The organism is Flavobacterium litorale (assembly GCF_019613795.1).
Classification (GTDB): Bacteria; Bacteroidota; Bacteroidia; order Flavobacteriales; family Flavobacteriaceae; genus Flavobacterium; species Flavobacterium litorale.
This window is the reverse complement of sequence record NZ_CP080429.1, coordinates 1,056,518-1,072,192: the sequence shown is the minus strand read 5'-3', so window position 1 is coordinate 1,072,192 and position 15,675 is coordinate 1,056,518. Positions and strand designations below refer to the sequence as shown.

General features: G+C 36.3%; 13 protein-coding genes and 1 tRNA gene. 2 read left to right on the top strand and 12 right to left on the bottom strand.

Annotation, left to right across the window (positions count from 1 at the left end; all coding sequences use genetic code 11):
- Positions 1-15 precede the first annotated feature (15 nt).
- The 5 genes from K1I41_RS04800 to K1I41_RS04780 all read right to left on the bottom strand — a co-directional run bounded on the left by K1I41_RS04800 (position 16) and on the right by K1I41_RS04780 (position 4,434).
- On the bottom strand, positions 16-651 hold the full coding sequence (locus K1I41_RS04800; RefSeq protein WP_220641548.1) for a response regulator: 636 nt from the start codon (positions 649-651) through the stop codon (positions 16-18).
- Positions 652-710: 59 nt separating this feature from the next.
- Positions 711-1,760 carry a glycosyltransferase family 9 protein gene (locus K1I41_RS04795; RefSeq protein WP_255566966.1) on the bottom strand — a complete coding sequence of 350 codons (1,050 nt, stop codon included), beginning with the start codon at positions 1,758-1,760 and terminating at the stop codon, positions 711-713.
- A 392-nt stretch (positions 1,761-2,152) separates the two neighbouring features.
- Positions 2,153-2,662: a DinB family protein gene (locus tag K1I41_RS04790; RefSeq protein ID WP_220641547.1), complete on the bottom strand. Its 510-nt coding sequence runs from the start codon at positions 2,660-2,662 to the stop codon at positions 2,153-2,155.
- 100 nt (positions 2,663-2,762) lie between these two features.
- Positions 2,763-2,984 (bottom strand): hypothetical protein, encoded by a 222-nt coding sequence (locus tag K1I41_RS04785; RefSeq protein ID WP_220641546.1) that lies wholly within the window; start codon positions 2,982-2,984, stop codon positions 2,763-2,765.
- 52 nt (positions 2,985-3,036) lie between these two features.
- Positions 3,037-4,434 carry a dicarboxylate/amino acid:cation symporter gene (locus K1I41_RS04780; protein ID WP_220641545.1) on the bottom strand — a complete coding sequence of 466 codons (1,398 nt, stop codon included), beginning with the start codon at positions 4,432-4,434 and terminating at the stop codon, positions 3,037-3,039.
- 201 nt (positions 4,435-4,635) lie between these two features.
- Here K1I41_RS04780 and K1I41_RS04775 point away from each other — a divergent pair, with 201 nt between their 5' ends.
- Positions 4,636-5,148 carry a nuclear transport factor 2 family protein gene (locus K1I41_RS04775; RefSeq protein WP_220641544.1) on the top strand — a complete coding sequence of 171 codons (513 nt, stop codon included), beginning with the start codon at positions 4,636-4,638 and terminating at the stop codon, positions 5,146-5,148.
- Between the two features lie 941 nt (positions 5,149-6,089).
- Here K1I41_RS04775 and K1I41_RS04770 read toward each other — a convergent pair.
- The 6 genes from K1I41_RS04770 to rseP form a co-directional block, all read right to left on the bottom strand.
- Positions 6,090-8,519: a TonB-dependent receptor domain-containing protein gene (locus K1I41_RS04770; RefSeq protein ID WP_220641543.1), complete on the bottom strand. Its 2,430-nt coding sequence runs from the start codon at positions 8,517-8,519 to the stop codon at positions 6,090-6,092.
- Positions 8,497-9,867: an HTTM domain-containing protein gene (locus K1I41_RS04765; protein ID WP_220641542.1), complete on the bottom strand. Its 1,371-nt coding sequence runs from the start codon at positions 9,865-9,867 to the stop codon at positions 8,497-8,499. The genes K1I41_RS04770 and K1I41_RS04765 overlap by 23 nt, the downstream gene beginning before the upstream one ends.
- 56 nt (positions 9,868-9,923) lie before the next feature.
- A complete protein-coding gene (locus K1I41_RS04760; RefSeq protein WP_220641541.1) occupies positions 9,924-11,030 on the bottom strand; it encodes an imelysin family protein in 1,107 nt (368 codons plus the stop codon).
- Positions 11,031-11,133: 103 nt separating this feature from the next.
- A complete protein-coding gene (locus K1I41_RS04755; RefSeq protein WP_220641540.1) occupies positions 11,134-12,333 on the bottom strand; it encodes a DUF4856 domain-containing protein in 1,200 nt (399 codons plus the stop codon).
- 239 nt (positions 12,334-12,572) lie between these two features.
- Positions 12,573-12,646, bottom strand: a tRNA-Asn gene (locus tag K1I41_RS04750).
- Between the two features lie 138 nt (positions 12,647-12,784).
- The gene (gene rseP, locus K1I41_RS04745; RefSeq protein ID WP_220641539.1) at positions 12,785-14,119 is read right to left on the bottom strand and encodes an RIP metalloprotease RseP; all 1,335 of its coding nucleotides are present in this window, start codon (positions 14,117-14,119) and stop codon (positions 12,785-12,787) included.
- A gap of 130 nt (positions 14,120-14,249) precedes the next feature.
- On the opposite strand from rseP, the gene K1I41_RS04740 reads away from it, so the two are divergent.
- Complete coding sequence (locus K1I41_RS04740) at positions 14,250-15,203, top strand: aldo/keto reductase (protein WP_220641538.1); 954 nt, start codon at positions 14,250-14,252, stop codon at positions 15,201-15,203.
- Here K1I41_RS04740 and K1I41_RS04735 read toward each other — a convergent pair whose 3' ends face one another.
- Positions 15,204-15,674, bottom strand: a complete 471-nt coding sequence (locus K1I41_RS04735; protein WP_220641537.1) for a hypothetical protein — start codon at positions 15,672-15,674, stop codon at positions 15,204-15,206.
- Between the last annotated feature and the right edge of the window lies 1 nt (position 15,675).

Below are 15,675 nucleotides of genomic sequence, written 5' to 3'. Positions count from 1 at the left end.
CATTACCAGCGTAAATTATTTGCTGTATAGCTTATATTTCTCTACCAACGACACGATATTGCTTACGTCCAGCTTATCGAAAATTCGGGTTTTGTATGTACTTACCGTAGAGGTTTGTATGTTGAGTTTATTAGCAATTTCGAGATTACCTTCACCCTGTACAAAAAGCAAAACAATTTCCATTTCCCTATTAGATAGAGTTTCTAAGGGATTATCGGGTACTTTGTTTTTAGCGTTTTCGGTTATCTTCGTTCTAATCTTTTTACTCACATAGTTTTCGCCTTGTAAAATAGCTTTAACTGCTGCGGCAATCTCATCTTCAGATGTTAATTTGTTTAAATACCCATCTGCACCCGAGTTTAGGTAACGTATGGCATACTGCTCTTCATCAAAAGCAGAAAAAACAAGTATTTTAACCAGCGGTTGTAGTTCTCTGATTTTATTTATCATATTAGGAGAGTTACCCCCTGGCAAATTAATATCTAAAACCAATAAATCTATTTTTCCTGTAGCCAAGGCGTCTTCAATACCATCAAAACTATCAGCATGTAGTATTTGAATATCAGGAAAGTTTTCCTTTAGTATAAGGGCTACGCCACGACGAACAATACTGTGGTCATCGGCAAGTAATATTTTTCTATCACTAAACATTCTTAAAGTATGTGGGGGAGTTGTGCTATAAATATACTACAAAATTGGGTTTAATCCTGCTAAACAATTGTAATAATTCGGTCTAAAATAGGCATCCAATCTTCAAGGCAAGTATCTTTGGTACTAATTGCAATACTATTTTCGTTATAAGGAGTGTAAACAGTGCTTCTGCCACCAGAAAAGAGTGCTACAGTAGGTGTTTGCGAGGCACTGGCTAAGTGCATCATACCACTATCGGCACCAATAAAAACGCTAGTATTGGCTATAACTGCTGCTATTTCACGAATATCTTTACTGTAAAAGTATGGTGCTTTAAAATCTATTTGCGAAACATTTTCAACGGGCAAAATTTCTATAATATTGTAATTTCTGTATTTTTCCTTTAATTGTGTATAAAAGGTAGTCCACCAGTCTTCGGAGTAACATTTTGAGCCTGATGCATGCGTAAAAATGCTAATTGTTTTATTGTTGTTCTTAACAATATTGTATAATACCTCCTTACCCTTGGCAAGCTCATCAGCGGTTAATTTTATATTGAGTGTAGGCACAGGGGTATTTTTGCGTTCGTTTACGCCTAGTAATGATAAATAGTGCCTAAAATTATATACAGGATACTTTGCTATATGAATGTAATCGGCATGTTTTGGGGCAATATCTTCCTCCTCAATATCGCCAAAAAACTTATATTTACCAGCAGCAGCTTTTGTAGAAAGCCTACCTGACGATGAGTTTTTATTTACATTAATTACAATATCATAGTGCTTTTTTTTAATGGCATACCAACCCGCAAGATAAGTTGCCAACTGTTTAAAGTGTTTTTTGGGTAATTTTATAATTCTATCTACAGATGAGTAATTTTTAAAAATAATAGCACTCAAGTTTCCTTTTACAAATAAATCTATCTTACAATCTGGAAACGTATTTTCTACCTCCTGCACTAGCGGTGTTATTAATAACATATTCCCCAAACGATGGTTCGGTCTGCAAATTAAAACACGCTTTACTTGTTTATTTTTAAGTGTATCGGTGCTTTTAAATACGGTGCTAGCCATATTTTTAGTAAGCTTACGCATTACAATCTTTCTGTAAACATTTACTGTTTTTAACATATAATGAAAATTATTTCAGCAAATAACTTATTTTTCAATTTATTAATCAATTTTTTTTACAAAAAAATAAGTTTTTAAAATTTTAGTTAATTTTCAAAGCTACGTAAGCTACCAATAAAAAACCCTACTATTTAACAGAAATGTGGTGTTATTATAGCATGGAAACAACGCTGCAATAGTTGGTATGGAAAACAGATAATGCGGCATTTTTATGAAGTAGGACGCCCCGTAGTAGCCTCGGCGAAGCCTAACGAAAAAAGGCTTTGGTACTACGAACATGAAGTAGTTAAAAAATAGTAAACGCTTAGGTATACTAAAATAATTAAGGGCTATTGGTTGAAGCTAAAACTAGTAGCCTTACCCAATAACCCTTTTTTATTATTTTGCTTTGGTTATCCTCTTTCCCAAAAAAAAGGCGGTTCTATACCCAAAGTACGTAAATACACATAGCCCTGCCCCCTGTGGTGTATATCGTTATCAATATAGTAGAGTATTGTGCTGCGCACCGTACCATGAAATTGTCCGAATGCCAGTACGGGTTTATCCATAAACTCTGGGGTAAAATCATCCCATAATTTATTAATAACATCTGTAATTTCATCCCAAAGTTGTAGTAACTCTTGTTTTGTTTTGGGCATCAATTCAGTATTGTGGTGTGGTAAATCGGCAAAATCATCCCAATCGTTCGTTAATAATCCGTGCATACCAGGTCCTGCCAAATCTATCATTTCCATAGCAAGTACTGCAAAGGGTCGCATACCCCCTACACTATAGGTAAATAATTCTTTTTCAGGAAATGCTTCTATCACTCTTCGGGTCAACGTTCGGTGTCCCTGCCAATGCTCCAATAAGGCTTGTAGTGTAATTGCTGTTTGGCTTGTTTGTAGTACATTGTTTTCCATGACAAATAATTTTAATGTTATTATACACCAAAATTAAGTAGGGGTAGTGACAGCCCTATGTCAGTAGTATTGTAAAAAATGTAATTCTTGTAAAATTATATTAGTCCTTGTGTGCTGCCCTTTTAGCAGTAGTATAGCGGTTTCTTTTGTGCGGAACAGTACAGCTACCTGTGCCACACCCTGGGTTGAGTGCCGCAAGTACTAACAAAAACACACCTGGTATAGCTAGCCACCACTGTTTAGCATCTATAGCTTGCAGTATAATAAGTATACCAAATACAATGCGAAGCAAACGTGGGATGTTAATTTTTTTTATAGCCATGTTTATTAGTAAATACACATTACAAGGTTCAAAAAGCGTACCAACAACAATTTTAAGGTTCTTGTATATCGGCATCAAAAACTTCCTCGCCATGCTCTTTATTAGGGTCAAACTCGCCTTCCCATTTGGCTATAAATGCCGACGCCAAACAGTTTCCTATTACGTTAATAGAAGTACGTGCCATATCCATAAGTTCATCTATACCCAATATTGCCATAATGGGCCATACAGGCAGGTTAAATGAGGCTGCTGTACCCATAAGTATTACCAACGAGGCACGCGGAATACCTGCTACTCCTTTACTGGTTACCATTAGGGTAAATACCATTATAAGTTGTTCGCCAAGGCTCAAATCGATACCCGCAGCTTGTGCCACAAATATACTGGCTAACGATAAGTATAACGTAGTACCATCTAAATTAAAACTATACCCCATAGGCATTACAAACGACACTATTTTTCGGGGTACACCAATACTTTCCATAGCTTCCATAGCACGTGGTAATGCTGCCTCTGAGCTTGTAGTAGCAAAGGCTATAGATACGGGTTGTTTTATTGCTTTTATAAACGGTATTAGTGGTATGCGCGCAATAAGTGCAATGGGCAACAAAACCAATAACGAAAACACCAGCAATGCACCATACAGTAGTAGTAGCAATCCGAATAAATTCTCTAATATGGTAAGCCCCATGTGTCCTACAGTATACGCCATTGCTGCCCCTACCCCTATTGGTGCAAAGTACATTACAATGTTGGTAAACTTAAACATTACCTCAGATAGGCTTTGTGTAAAATCTACCATAGGTTTACGTTTGTCTTTAGGTACCATAATAAGCCCAATACCAAATATTACACTAAATACTACTATTTGCAGTACTTCGCCTTCTGCCATCGATCGGGCTATGTTTTCAGGAAATATATGCAGTATAATATCCTGCCATGTTTGGGGTTTGGCTGCGGTTATTTGCTCGTGCATTGCTGCTGGTGCCTCTATACCCATACCTACAGGGAACAGGTTAATAGCTGCAACACCAATAAATAATGCTATAGTAGTTACTACCTCAAAGTAGAGTAGTGATTTCCAGCCCATACGCCCTACCTGCTTAATATCGGAGTGCCCTGCAATACCGTATACCAGTGTAGCAAAAATAAGGGGTCCTACTATGGTTTTAATCATTTTTAGGAATATCTTGCTCAGTACCCTAAGGTGTACGGCTACATCAGGAAAATCGTATCCTACAGAGGCACCTATAACAAGGCAAACCAATATCCAAGTAGTAAGGCTCTTCTTTTTAATACCGTATAGTACCAAACCAAATATCGATGCCCAACGTAAAAAGGCTAATGTACCCTCTGAAACTACACCAAAAATATAATCTGTTAAATACACAATTGCGGTTATGGAGATAATGATGAGTGCAAGGAAATTGATATAACGGGATTTGAACATGGAATATGCCTTTTATATAGTGTAGTGTTATTGTATTTTTTACAGGAAATGTATTACTGCGTGGTAAAAATAAAAGAAAAATAGTTTTTAGGCTAAAAAAGGTATTAAAATCGTTAGGGCAGTTTGGCATAGCAACCAATTACATATGTTTCATAAAAAATAAGTGTAGCTTTGTTTTGCTTACGCGAAAATATACCCTACATGAAAAAACTATTTATACTGTTTGCTTTTACAATTATTGGCTGTAGCACCACCCAAAACAAAGTAATTAATACTAATAACGAAAAAACGGCTATTAATACCTTATTGGACGATTGGCACACTGCTGCTGCCCAAGCCGATTTTGATGGTTATTTTGATAAAATAGCTACCGACGGCTATTTTATTGGTACCGATGCTACCGAAAATTGGGATAAAAAAGCATTTAGCACTTTTGCTAAACCGTATTTTGATAAGGGTAAAGCGTGGAATTTTAAAGCATTGGAGCGTAATATTTATTTTAGTAACGATGGCAAAACAGCATGGTTTGATGAGTTGCTGGATACATGGATGAAGGTATGCCGAGGATCGGGGGTATTGGAGAAAGCGGATGGCAAGTGGAAAATAAAGCATTACGTCCTCTCCATGACGGTACCCAACAAGGTTACTAAAGAGATACTCCCATTAAAGGCTAAGTATGAAGATGTTATTATTGAAGAATTAAAAAATCAATAGTCTTATAAAAAAAGCCCACCAAAGGGGATTGGTGGGCTATATACTAGCAATAGTATTTAAGGATCCAGTGACTAATATTGGGGGGCTATCACTGAATTTTCATATGCTTTTACATCTTTACCCAGATGATTTTGTTTCGTTTTCTTAGGTCAAATATAGGGCGGGTATCTATATTTTATTTCCATTATTCGTTTACCCTACCTAGTGGTACTATGAAATGCATAAAAGTTTCGACGAATGGATTATTTACAATAAATGAGGGACTTATTACAAAAAAACGCTCCGAGTACAAGTACTCGGAGCGTCCATCCACCTAACCAATTAAAAAAATTAACTCATGAAATTTACATTGCTAACTAGTTGTTAGCTCATGATTTAATTATAGGAGTAAAAGTAATATATAAGTACCCTTGTAATTATTTTTTATCGGTAACATGCAATTTACCGTAGATGAATATCTACTTTTTAACGATGAATGAATTTTTTGCGATAGTTTGCAAAGAAAAACGCTCCAAGTAAAATACTCAGAGCGTTTATCCACCTAACCAATTAAAAAATTAATTCATGAAAATTACATTGCTAACTAGTTTTGCCAGCTCATGAATAATTACAAGGATAAAAGTACACTATAGTAATATTTTAATTATTTTTTATCGGTAATGTGTAGTTTACCATAGATGAATATGTATTTTTTAACGATGAACGAATTCTAAAAATCGTATTTTAACAAAAAAAGAGATTGCTCTATTGTATATATAACTGTAAAACAAATCCGCAACCAAAAGAGTTAAAAACATCCTGCTATTGGCTGCATTATCAGTATGTAGTATTAGTTTCGCTCAGAAATCGACTATTGAAATACCGCCCGATTAAAACGTAAGAATTGATTTTCAGAATTATTCCAAGAGCGTAAAAAAGAGCTAGGGCTATAAGTACCTACCTTAAAATTTAATTTGAAGCGTGGTATAGAAATTTCTATCAGGCGAAGGGATAATACCTGGCCCAGGATACCCTGTTGCACGCCTTGTAAAGTAGTAGTTGTTGAGTACATTGTTTATACCCGCCTCCAGTTTAAATAGTTTATAGGTATAGGATAACGATACATCCATAACATCGTAGGCAGGAATTTCGCCAATTACACCACTTAGGTTACCATCTACCGCGTTGGTAGCATCTGTAAATTGTTGCGATAAGTAGGTGTACTGTATACTCCCCAGCAAATCTTTATATCCAAACCGAATACCTGTTTTAATGTTTACATCGGGTATAAACTCTACTTTGTTCCCCTCTACCCCGTTTTCTTCTGATTTGGTATATTCCGAACTTATAAACGACGTATTTATAAAATAGTTAAAGCTGTAATTTCTGCTACTGGTAAAAAATTCTTTTACATTAAAATCAATCAACGATTCTATACCGTACATTACAGCATCACCCACATTGCCACGCTCGCTTTTTACGCTACCATCGGGGAAGGCGCGTTGTACAAAACCAATTCTGTCATTATAAAACAGGCTAAAAGCACTAACATCGTACGCTATTTTATTGTTGTAATTACCGCGCAAGCCTACATCTACCGTAAAACCCTTTTCGTCATCTATATCGGGGCTTATGGCAAACGCTGGATTTATAATACTAATATCGGTAAAGGTTACCGAACGGTAATTTTGCGATATGTTACCATACACCTCTACCGCCTTAGTGGGTTTGTAGCTTGTACCCAAGCCTAGCAATACAAATGAGCGCTCGCGTACCTCGCTATCGTTTACTGTTTCGTTTAGTATTACATTGCCTGCTGCATCGGTATTAATACGTTTAAAAAAGCCTTCGCTTTCTGTTTTTATGTGTTCCAATCGGAAACCTGGTGTAACCGATAGTTTATCGGACAGGTACACTATATTCTCGCCAAACATAGCTAAGTTTAAGTTAGGATAGGTATAGTCGGATTGGTTGGGGTAATTAGGATAATTGTCGAGCTGAAAATCAAAATCTGCACCCCTACCATCAGAGCCTGGTCCTTGCTGGTTGGTATTATCGGCTTTGTAGAATTTAAACCCTAATAGCCCTACTGCTTTTTTGCCTAGTAGATTGTATTTGTGTAACACACGGGTTTCGAAACCAAAATTGTTAAACTCACCTTTTATTAAATCTCGTTCCGCTAATGAGTCCACTTGGTCTACCCTGTTGGTACGAAAGCCCAACGCATAACGGGATGCATTTAATCCAAAAGCATTAAAGGTAAAATTGGTTTTATCAGAAAATTTGTGTGAGAATTGCATGTTGTACAGTAACCAATCTACCTGAAACCAATTGCGTTCTCTATTGCTCTGGAAAGGATCATTCTGGAACATTTGGTCGTTTAGCCCGCCTGCTTGTTGCGCCAAATACCGTAAATAGGTAACCTCTCCCGTAAGTTTTGTTTTTTCGTTAAAAGTATACCCTATATGGGCATATACATTTTTAGATTCGAACTCGGAATTTGGGCGGAAACCATCTCCCTTTTTATAGTTAAAGTACGAGTAGTAACTCCAGTTTTTGTGCGTACCGCTTACACTTGTAAAGTTGGTGTACAGGCTATTGCTGCCTATTGTGTTTCGGGCTACAATTTCCAGGGGTTTATTTGGGTTGGGTTTCTTCATAATAAAGTTTACCAAGCCACCAAACTGCGTACCGTATTGTAACGATGCTGCACCCCGTATTATTTGTACTTCCTGCAATGCCTCTGATGCTGGTGAATAATAACTCTCAGGATACCCTAACACGTCGGCACTAATATCGTAACCGTTTTGGCGGGTATTAAAATTTGCCGTTCGGTTTGGGTCAAGCCCCCTACCGCCAATGTTAAGTTGTAGTCCCGCATCGTCATTCTGGTAAATATTCAGTCCTGCCACTTGGCTGTATATTTGCCTAGCGTTATTGGATGCTAAATTTGCCATAGATTGCTCTACTAAAACCACTTCGGTTTTTTTACCTGCATAAATAGCTGTACCCTCTACATCTTTAAGCCGTCTTAACTCGAATGCTTTTCGGCGTCGGGCATTAATTTCTACCTCCGATAATTCTTTAGCGTATAGTTGTAATTGTTGGTTTAGTACTACATCCTCAGTAACCGTTATTGTTTGTTCGGCAAGGCTATAATCGTAGGATAAAAATACTATTGTTAGTTTTTCTTTATCCGTAGTAAACTCAAAATACCCTTCGGTATTGGTTACTGCCAATTGCTGCCAATTTTTATCGTAAACTTCTACACTTTTTATGGGTAAACCAGTATTGGTAGTAGTTACAGTACCCGATACTTTGTGTTGCGCTTGCAGGCTTATAGTTAATAAACACACAAACAATATAATGCTATAATCCTTTAATTTCGTCATTAAATGGGAGTATCCAGTCTTTATGTTTAAACGATTCTTTTTCGCGGTACAAATTTACTGTTTTATCTACAAATGGCTGGCTTAATCTGCCATTTAAAGCAACATAACTTTCTACGTATACTTCTACGTTTTGGTAACCTTTATTTTTGTAATAATCGCCTAAGTAATGGGCATACTCTAAAATAAAATCGGGCTGAAAGCTCATTTGCTTTTCCTGAAACGGGGTTAAAAAATCAGTATTGTTTACATAGAAAGATTGTTTTGTGGTACCATCTACTATCTTAAAGTTAGCATACCCCATTTTCTCCATGAGCATTACACGCCACGAAAAGCGGTAGCCCTCTTCCGTCCAAAATAACTCGTCGGGGTATAAGCTATATCGAAACGGAAATAGTAATTGTATAGTAAAAAATACTACCAATACAGGTATTGTAATATTTTTGTATTTGTAGTTATACTGCTCTTTTACAATGCTATTTTTAGGTTTAGAGTTGAAGAATTTTTGAAGGATTCGTTTTAAAAATGCTATAACTTTTTCGTGGAAGCCTGCCTCGAAGAAAATTAGCGAACCGACTATCATTACATACGGAAATATACCTATGGGGAATAATACTCGGGTAAACACATGGAAAAACACAACTAGGGCAAAAGCTACCCAGCGTGTTTTTTTGTAAAGCAATAAAAAAGGGATAAATAAATCGTACAGCATGCCCGACCAACTCATGGCATGGTGGAACCAATTTTGCTGCATGAGGTTTTCGCCAATATAAGGTAAATCGTATTTAGAGGGTAACCATATTTTTAGCGGTTGGGCTTTGCCTAACCAATCGGAATTTATTTTGGCCAAACCCGCATATACATATACAATACCTAGTAGTAGTTTTACTGCATCTATATTCCATTTAGGAATATAACTGTATGATTTTTTTTTAAGATACGCATCTACGGAAAAGGAAACGTTTGCAGGTAAAAAGATGAGCATAAAACTCATTATGCTTATAAAGTAATAGTGGTTTAAGTAGGTGGTTTTATCCATTAGTTCTATATACGTAAAACTGAGGAAAAAGGTAATAATAGCAAGCCTGTATTTATAACCAATGGCTACAAAAAACGCTGCCAAACCACAAATAATAAATAGTAAATAGGTGTAATTGCCTAGTGGCTTTACCCACTCGAACCCATAATAGGTAAAATGAAATTTTGGCTGTATGTATAGTGTTTCTATCCAGCCCTTTGCCCAAAAACGTATAATACTTAAAAACATCATAAGCCCGAAACCAATACGAAAAACGATTAGTGGGGCTGCTTTAGTGGTTGTATTTAAGTATGTTTTTAGGTCCAGCTTCATTACAAAAAAAGGTTGCCTTTATGTCGGCAACCTTTATTTTTTATAGGTATTATGTGTTAATCGCCATCAGCATCAACATAGTCTACACTAACATTAAAGGCTTGTAGCATATCTACTTTAAATAGTACTACTACTGCTTGTAATGCATCGTACGCTTCTGTCATTTTAGCATTATTGGTATTAACTTGGTTGTAAAAGTTATTATCTAACGTTTCTAGCTTTTGCATACCATTAGTAAGTGCATTGGTTATACGTGTAGATAGTTCTGTTTTACCTAAAAACTCTAGGTACGATTTAAAACTACTCCCTGTAGCAGTACCGTTGTAGGCTCTGCCTTCAAACACGTTTTTTACCGCTGTTAGGGCTTCTGTAGCCAATTCTTTAGAAACTTGTTTATTATAATATGCTTCTACTTTTTCGGGTAGTGGCGTAGATGAGAAATTACCCGCAGGTATACCTACTTTGTTAGCTCGTAATCCTTTTTCATAATAAAATATAAAATCGTTTATTAGCTTGTTAGCAGCACTCGATGCTGTATTGGCTGTACCTGCAATAAATGTAGCTCTGTACGAAGTTGTCCAATCTGATAACACTACGCTTGTAAGTGCTTTCATTTGTTCGGTCAGGTCAGACAGGTATGTCTTGTACTTTGCTGCATCGGTAGCCGTATGGTACATGGCTATAATGGCTTCATCAGTATCTGCAACACCGTACAGCATATAATCTAGCGCAGGAAAACCTACAGCATCATTATTACTTGGGGTTGATAAATCGTATGTGCCTGACGCAATATTATTCTGAACATCTGTAACATTAGTAGGATAAATGTTCATTTGGAAATAATAAACTGTTTCTTCTGCTTTTCCAATGTTAAACATCTCCACATGTTGCCATGTTTTGTAGGCACTTAACCACGATGCTCTGAGAGCAGTTAAATTAACCTGATTGGGTTCGGCTATAAAATTATCTTTTGCAGTAACAAGCACAGCTAGTTTAGCATCTAAGTCCTGATATGCAGGTATAATAATATTATCTGCTAAGTTGGTAAGCATAGCACCTCTATCAAAAGAATCTGAGGTTGTACCTCCACCCGTATCATCGCTTTCAGTACAAGCTGTAATTACGATAGCCATACATGCTACCAGAAAAAATTTCTTCATCATAACATCAATTTCCCATTAATTTTTTAAATCGGCGACAAAAATACTACATTACTTCCTAATTTACACAGTATTAGGATGAGTACTTTTGCACATTTATTCCATTTTAGTTTATTGTTTGTGCCGTTGTAAAGGCAAATCGGCTAGCAATAGCATCCGATATTTGGTCTAATGTATCTGGCGTTATATCCCAAAAACCATTACCTGCCATTAATTGGCTTAAGTAACCATCTACTTCTGTTTTACTAAAATAAGGTGCGTTAGTATCTGGTTTGCGCGTAAATTGTAGGCTGTATATAAAACCAAAACCTTCAGATAAATCGTGGAATGCAGCTGCTTTATCTGTAGCTAAAACCGTTTTAGCAGATTGTAGGTAGTATACTGCTCTTATTGCAACTATCATTGATACTTTTTCTTTAATAATTGCTGCTTGTGCATCACGAACTTCGTAGTTTTTAGCAACAATTGCTGCTCTACCTAATTTAAACGCATTGTAAATATCATCTGCAATACCTGCAAAATCAGTATCATTTTCAACACGGTCTAAGTATTTATTTAAAAACCCATCTCTGTTAAGTTGTGGTGTAGCAGGCGTTTCTTCGTTACCATATAGGTACCCGTAAGCTTCATCCCACTTGTGCTCCATGGTAGTGTAGCTTTTACCCTCTGCAACAATATCATTATCGTTGTTTGTTCTGTTATCGCCTGCATCTAGTACGGCTGGGCTTAAATAGTTATTAAGCATTTGGTCTGTCATTAATGCTCCTATTAACGATTTTCCAACAGCTTGGTCGTACTCCAATCCGTTTGCGTTAACATAACGTGCTGTGTTACTGCCTAGCTCCTCTAATTTTCCTGCATTACCTTGGGTTGCGGTTACATTCCAGTTAGGGAATACCTCTGTTGTTTGTGCTGTAATCCAGCTGTCAAAATCAGCTTTTATAGCGTTAGATACTGTAGTATTGGCACTAAAGTAATCTTCGGATGCAGCTACTTTACTACGAATACTCTTATCAGATGCATTTAAATTAGTGTCCATAAAGTTATTTGCACCTTCTGTATGCGCAAACATTGCTGCTAATTGCTCTTGTGTTCTCGAATTATCTTTTAATGCACTTGTTAATTCATCTCCCATTTGGATTCTTGTAGTCTGTCCTCCAAAACTAACTGTAGCGTTTCCATCTCTTGTAAATGCATACGTTGCAGGAGCTACTACTTGAGAATCTGCAGATCCGTTATCATCATCACTAGAGCAAGATGTAAGTACACCTGCAGTAACTAATAAGCCTAATACTAATTTTTTCATTTTTGCTTTTTTGTAAATTGTGGTGCAAATATATTGCAGCGTTTTTCAAAAACAAAATTATTTAGACTTAATCTCAATAAACAATAGTTAAATTTCAAATGGAGTAAAAAGAGGGTAATATTTACAACACAACAACAGGTATTATTTTGAGTTGTTTAAACACTTTAAGTGTGATTGGGAATTATAGTAGAAAAGTAATAAAATAAAATAAGCCAGTCTGTACAGACTGGCTTTAAAAGCTCCCCCTCTTGGGCTCGAACCAAGGACCCTCTGATTAACAGTCAGATGCTCTAACCAACTGAGCTAAGGAGGAAACTGTATATTATGGTGTAATTTACTTTTACGCTGTAGCAGCAATTACATTGTATTTTTTAAGACCCTAAGGCACATTATACCTGTTACCTTTATTGCGGTGCAAATATATAACCATTTTTAATTTTCGCAAACAATTTTACGATAAATTTTTCATTATTAATTGGTAAATATCTTTACCAAAAACTAACGCCATGAGTGTTAATAATATAACCATACCTACCGTTTGTACTATGCCTGCCGCTTTATCGCCAAGTTTACGTCCTGTTATCATTTCGGCTATGGTAAATATAGCGTGTCCGCCATCTAAACCTGGTATTGGTAGTAAATTCATAAAGGCAAGTGCTATAGAAAATAGTGCTGTAAACCTCCAGAAAAATTCCCAGTTCCATGTAGGAGGCATAAGTTCTGCAATACCCACTACGCTTTTCACATGCTTATAGGCACCCGTACTTGGGCGTAGTATTAATTTAAACTGTTTTACGTTATATACTAGTAAAAAGTACGACTCTTCCATAGCTTTTGGAATAGCTGTAAAGAAATTATATTTTTCGTTTACAAAGTATTCCGGATTGCCCGCAGATTTAGGCATAAAACCAAGCGTACCTTCGTCAGATACTTTTGTATTAAGTGCCATAGGGTTACCATTACGCTCTATATTTAATGTAATACCTTTTCCTTTATTATTCTCTAACGCATCCAATACCTCATCAAAATACACCATATCAACTCCATTAACACCTTTTATTAAGTCGCCTTTACGCAAACCAGCTTTTTCGGCATTTTTATTGGGTAAAATAGAATCTACTACTGTATTTGTAACCCTTGCTGTAATAAAGCCTTTTCCTTCTTTATCCAATATTTCATTTTTATCAGCATCGGTAAGCGTTATAGTAACTTCCTTACCACCACGCTCTACTACAACCTCATCACCTAACAATATATCGAGTACCATACGGTCAAAACGTTCTTGGCGTTTCCCATCTACACTTAAAATTTTATCACCATTCTGGAAACCTACATTTTTACCCGTTTCGCCAAAAGCCAATCCGTTTTCCTGTATTTTATCTGTAGCTACGTAATTTTTACCGTATGTTGAGTATACTACAGTATATATAAACCATGCCAACAATATGTTTACAATAATACCTCCTAACATAATTATAAGGCGTTGCCAAGCAGGTTTTGCCCTAAACTCCCAAGGTTGTGGCTCGCTCTTCATTTGTTCAGTATCCATACTCTCGTCAATCATACCGCTTAGCTTTACATAACCCCCTAAAGGCAGCCAGCCTATACCCCATTCGGTTTCGCCTATCTTCTTTTTAAATAATGAGAAGCCTGCATCCATAAAAAGGTAAAACTTTTCTACTTTTACCTTGAATATTTTAGCAGCTATGTAGTGACCAAACTCATGCAATACAACAAGTATTGACAACATTAGTAATAACTGTGCAATCTTTATAACTATAACCATCTTTATTATTAATTCTATTTTTACAAACGCACAAAAATAGTGTTTTCTAATTACTTATAGCTATATTTAGGGTGTTGGTTAATCCCATTTAAAATAAAAACAATACAAAATCCAATAACGGTATTAAAAAATGGAAAAAAGAAAACTAGGTACTACCAACTTACATGTTTACCCTATGACGTTTGGTGGTAATGTGTTTGGATGGACAACAGACGAAAAAACATCGTTTGAATTGCTAAATGCTTTTACGGACAAAGGTTTTAATTTTATTGATACTGCCGATGCTTACTCGCGTTGGGCTGATGGAAATGAAGGAGGCGAATCGGAAATTGTTATTGGAAATTGGCTTAAACAACGTAAAAATCGTGATAGTGTTATTATAGCTACCAAAGTTGGTTACGATATGGGTAACGGTAAAAAAGGACTCTCTAAAAAATATATTTCACAGGCGGTAGAAGACTCATTAAAGCGTTTACAAACAGATTATATTGACTTGTACCAAACGCATTTTGACGACGAAAATACACCTATAGAGGAAACACTAGAAACGTATGCCCAACTAATACAAGAAGGTAAAGTACGCTATATAGGGGCTAGTAACCTTTCGGTAGCGCGATTACAGGCATCATTGGATATTGCTACGGATAAAGGATTACCCATGTACAGTACTTTTCAGCCGCATTATAATTTATACGACAGGGATAAATTTGAAAACGGACTAGAGCAGATTTGCTTGGATAATAATATTGGTGTACTCAATTATTTTTCGCTTGCCAGCGGATTTCTTACAGGTAAATACCGCAGCAAGGACGATTTTGGGAAAAGCCCTCGTGGCGGTAGTATGGATAAATATTTAAACGAGCGTGGGTATAAAATACTAAGTGCTTTAGACGAAGTGGCAAGTGATTTAAATACAACACCTGCAACAGTAGCGTTGGCGTGGCTACTACACCGTCCGTCCGTTACAGCACCTATTGTAAGTGCTACCAGCCTAAAACAATTGGAAAGTATTATAAACGCACCAAAATTGCCCATAAGAGCTGAGCACATTGAATTGCTTACTAAAGTAAGCGACTGGAAATAATTATACCAATAAAAACACCAAATTGGCAAGTAATAAAGCCTGTGTTACAAATAAAAGTATGGTTCGTTTATTGGGTTGTTTGTAACCCAAACCCAATATAATAAGTGCGAAAAGAGGGAAAACCAACCCCGATAATAACCGTAACGAATATACTTCGGTTTCGCCTGTAGCAACAATTTCGGCAGTATTAACCTCATCAAACAATAGTGATATTGTGGTTTTTACTTTTGGATGTTCGTTAAACTGTATGGCAAAATCTTCGGATGCCGAAAAACTATATGTTGGTGTTTGTACCGTATAAGAATAGTGTGCATTTTGTGCGGCATTATAATACCGCTCTTTGTTTCGGCTTACAGCTATAACTTCCTCTTCATAAGTTTTGCTCGGTATACAAAAATCAGAAATTATTACTAAGGCTAGTAGCCCAAATAAAAGTATAATTATACGTTTTAACTTAACGGTAGTAGCCATA

Excerpts from the sequence above, each read along its gene's own strand:
- K1I41_RS04800 (WP_220641548.1), bottom strand. The coding sequence starts at position 651 with ATGTTTAGTGATAGAAAAATATTACTTGCCGATGACCACAGTATTGTT.
- K1I41_RS04755 (WP_220641540.1), bottom strand. The coding sequence starts at position 12,333 with ATGAAAAAATTAGTATTAGGCTTATTAGTTACTGCAGGTGTACTTACA.
- K1I41_RS04765 (WP_220641542.1), bottom strand. The coding sequence starts at position 9,867 with ATGAAGCTGGACCTAAAAACATACTTAAATACAACCACTAAAGCAGCC.
- K1I41_RS04740 (WP_220641538.1), top strand. The coding sequence starts at position 14,250 with ATGGAAAAAAGAAAACTAGGTACTACCAACTTACATGTTTACCCTATG.
- K1I41_RS04790 (WP_220641547.1), bottom strand. The coding sequence starts at position 2,662 with ATGGAAAACAATGTACTACAAACAAGCCAAACAGCAATTACACTACAA.
- K1I41_RS04760 (WP_220641541.1), bottom strand. The coding sequence starts at position 11,030 with ATGATGAAGAAATTTTTTCTGGTAGCATGTATGGCTATCGTAATTACA.
- K1I41_RS04770 (WP_220641543.1), bottom strand. The coding sequence starts at position 8,519 with ATGACGAAATTAAAGGATTATAGCATTATATTGTTTGTGTGTTTATTA.
- K1I41_RS04785 (WP_220641546.1), bottom strand. The coding sequence starts at position 2,984 with ATGGCTATAAAAAAAATTAACATCCCACGTTTGCTTCGCATTGTATTT.
- K1I41_RS04795 (WP_255566966.1), bottom strand. The coding sequence starts at position 1,760 with ATGTTAAAAACAGTAAATGTTTACAGAAAGATTGTAATGCGTAAGCTT.
- rseP (WP_220641539.1), bottom strand. The coding sequence starts at position 14,119 with ATGGTTATAGTTATAAAGATTGCACAGTTATTACTAATGTTGTCAATA.
- K1I41_RS04735 (WP_220641537.1), bottom strand. The coding sequence starts at position 15,674 with ATGGCTACTACCGTTAAGTTAAAACGTATAATTATACTTTTATTTGGG.
- K1I41_RS04775 (WP_220641544.1), top strand. The coding sequence starts at position 4,636 with ATGAAAAAACTATTTATACTGTTTGCTTTTACAATTATTGGCTGTAGC.
- K1I41_RS04780 (WP_220641545.1), bottom strand. The coding sequence starts at position 4,434 with ATGTTCAAATCCCGTTATATCAATTTCCTTGCACTCATCATTATCTCC.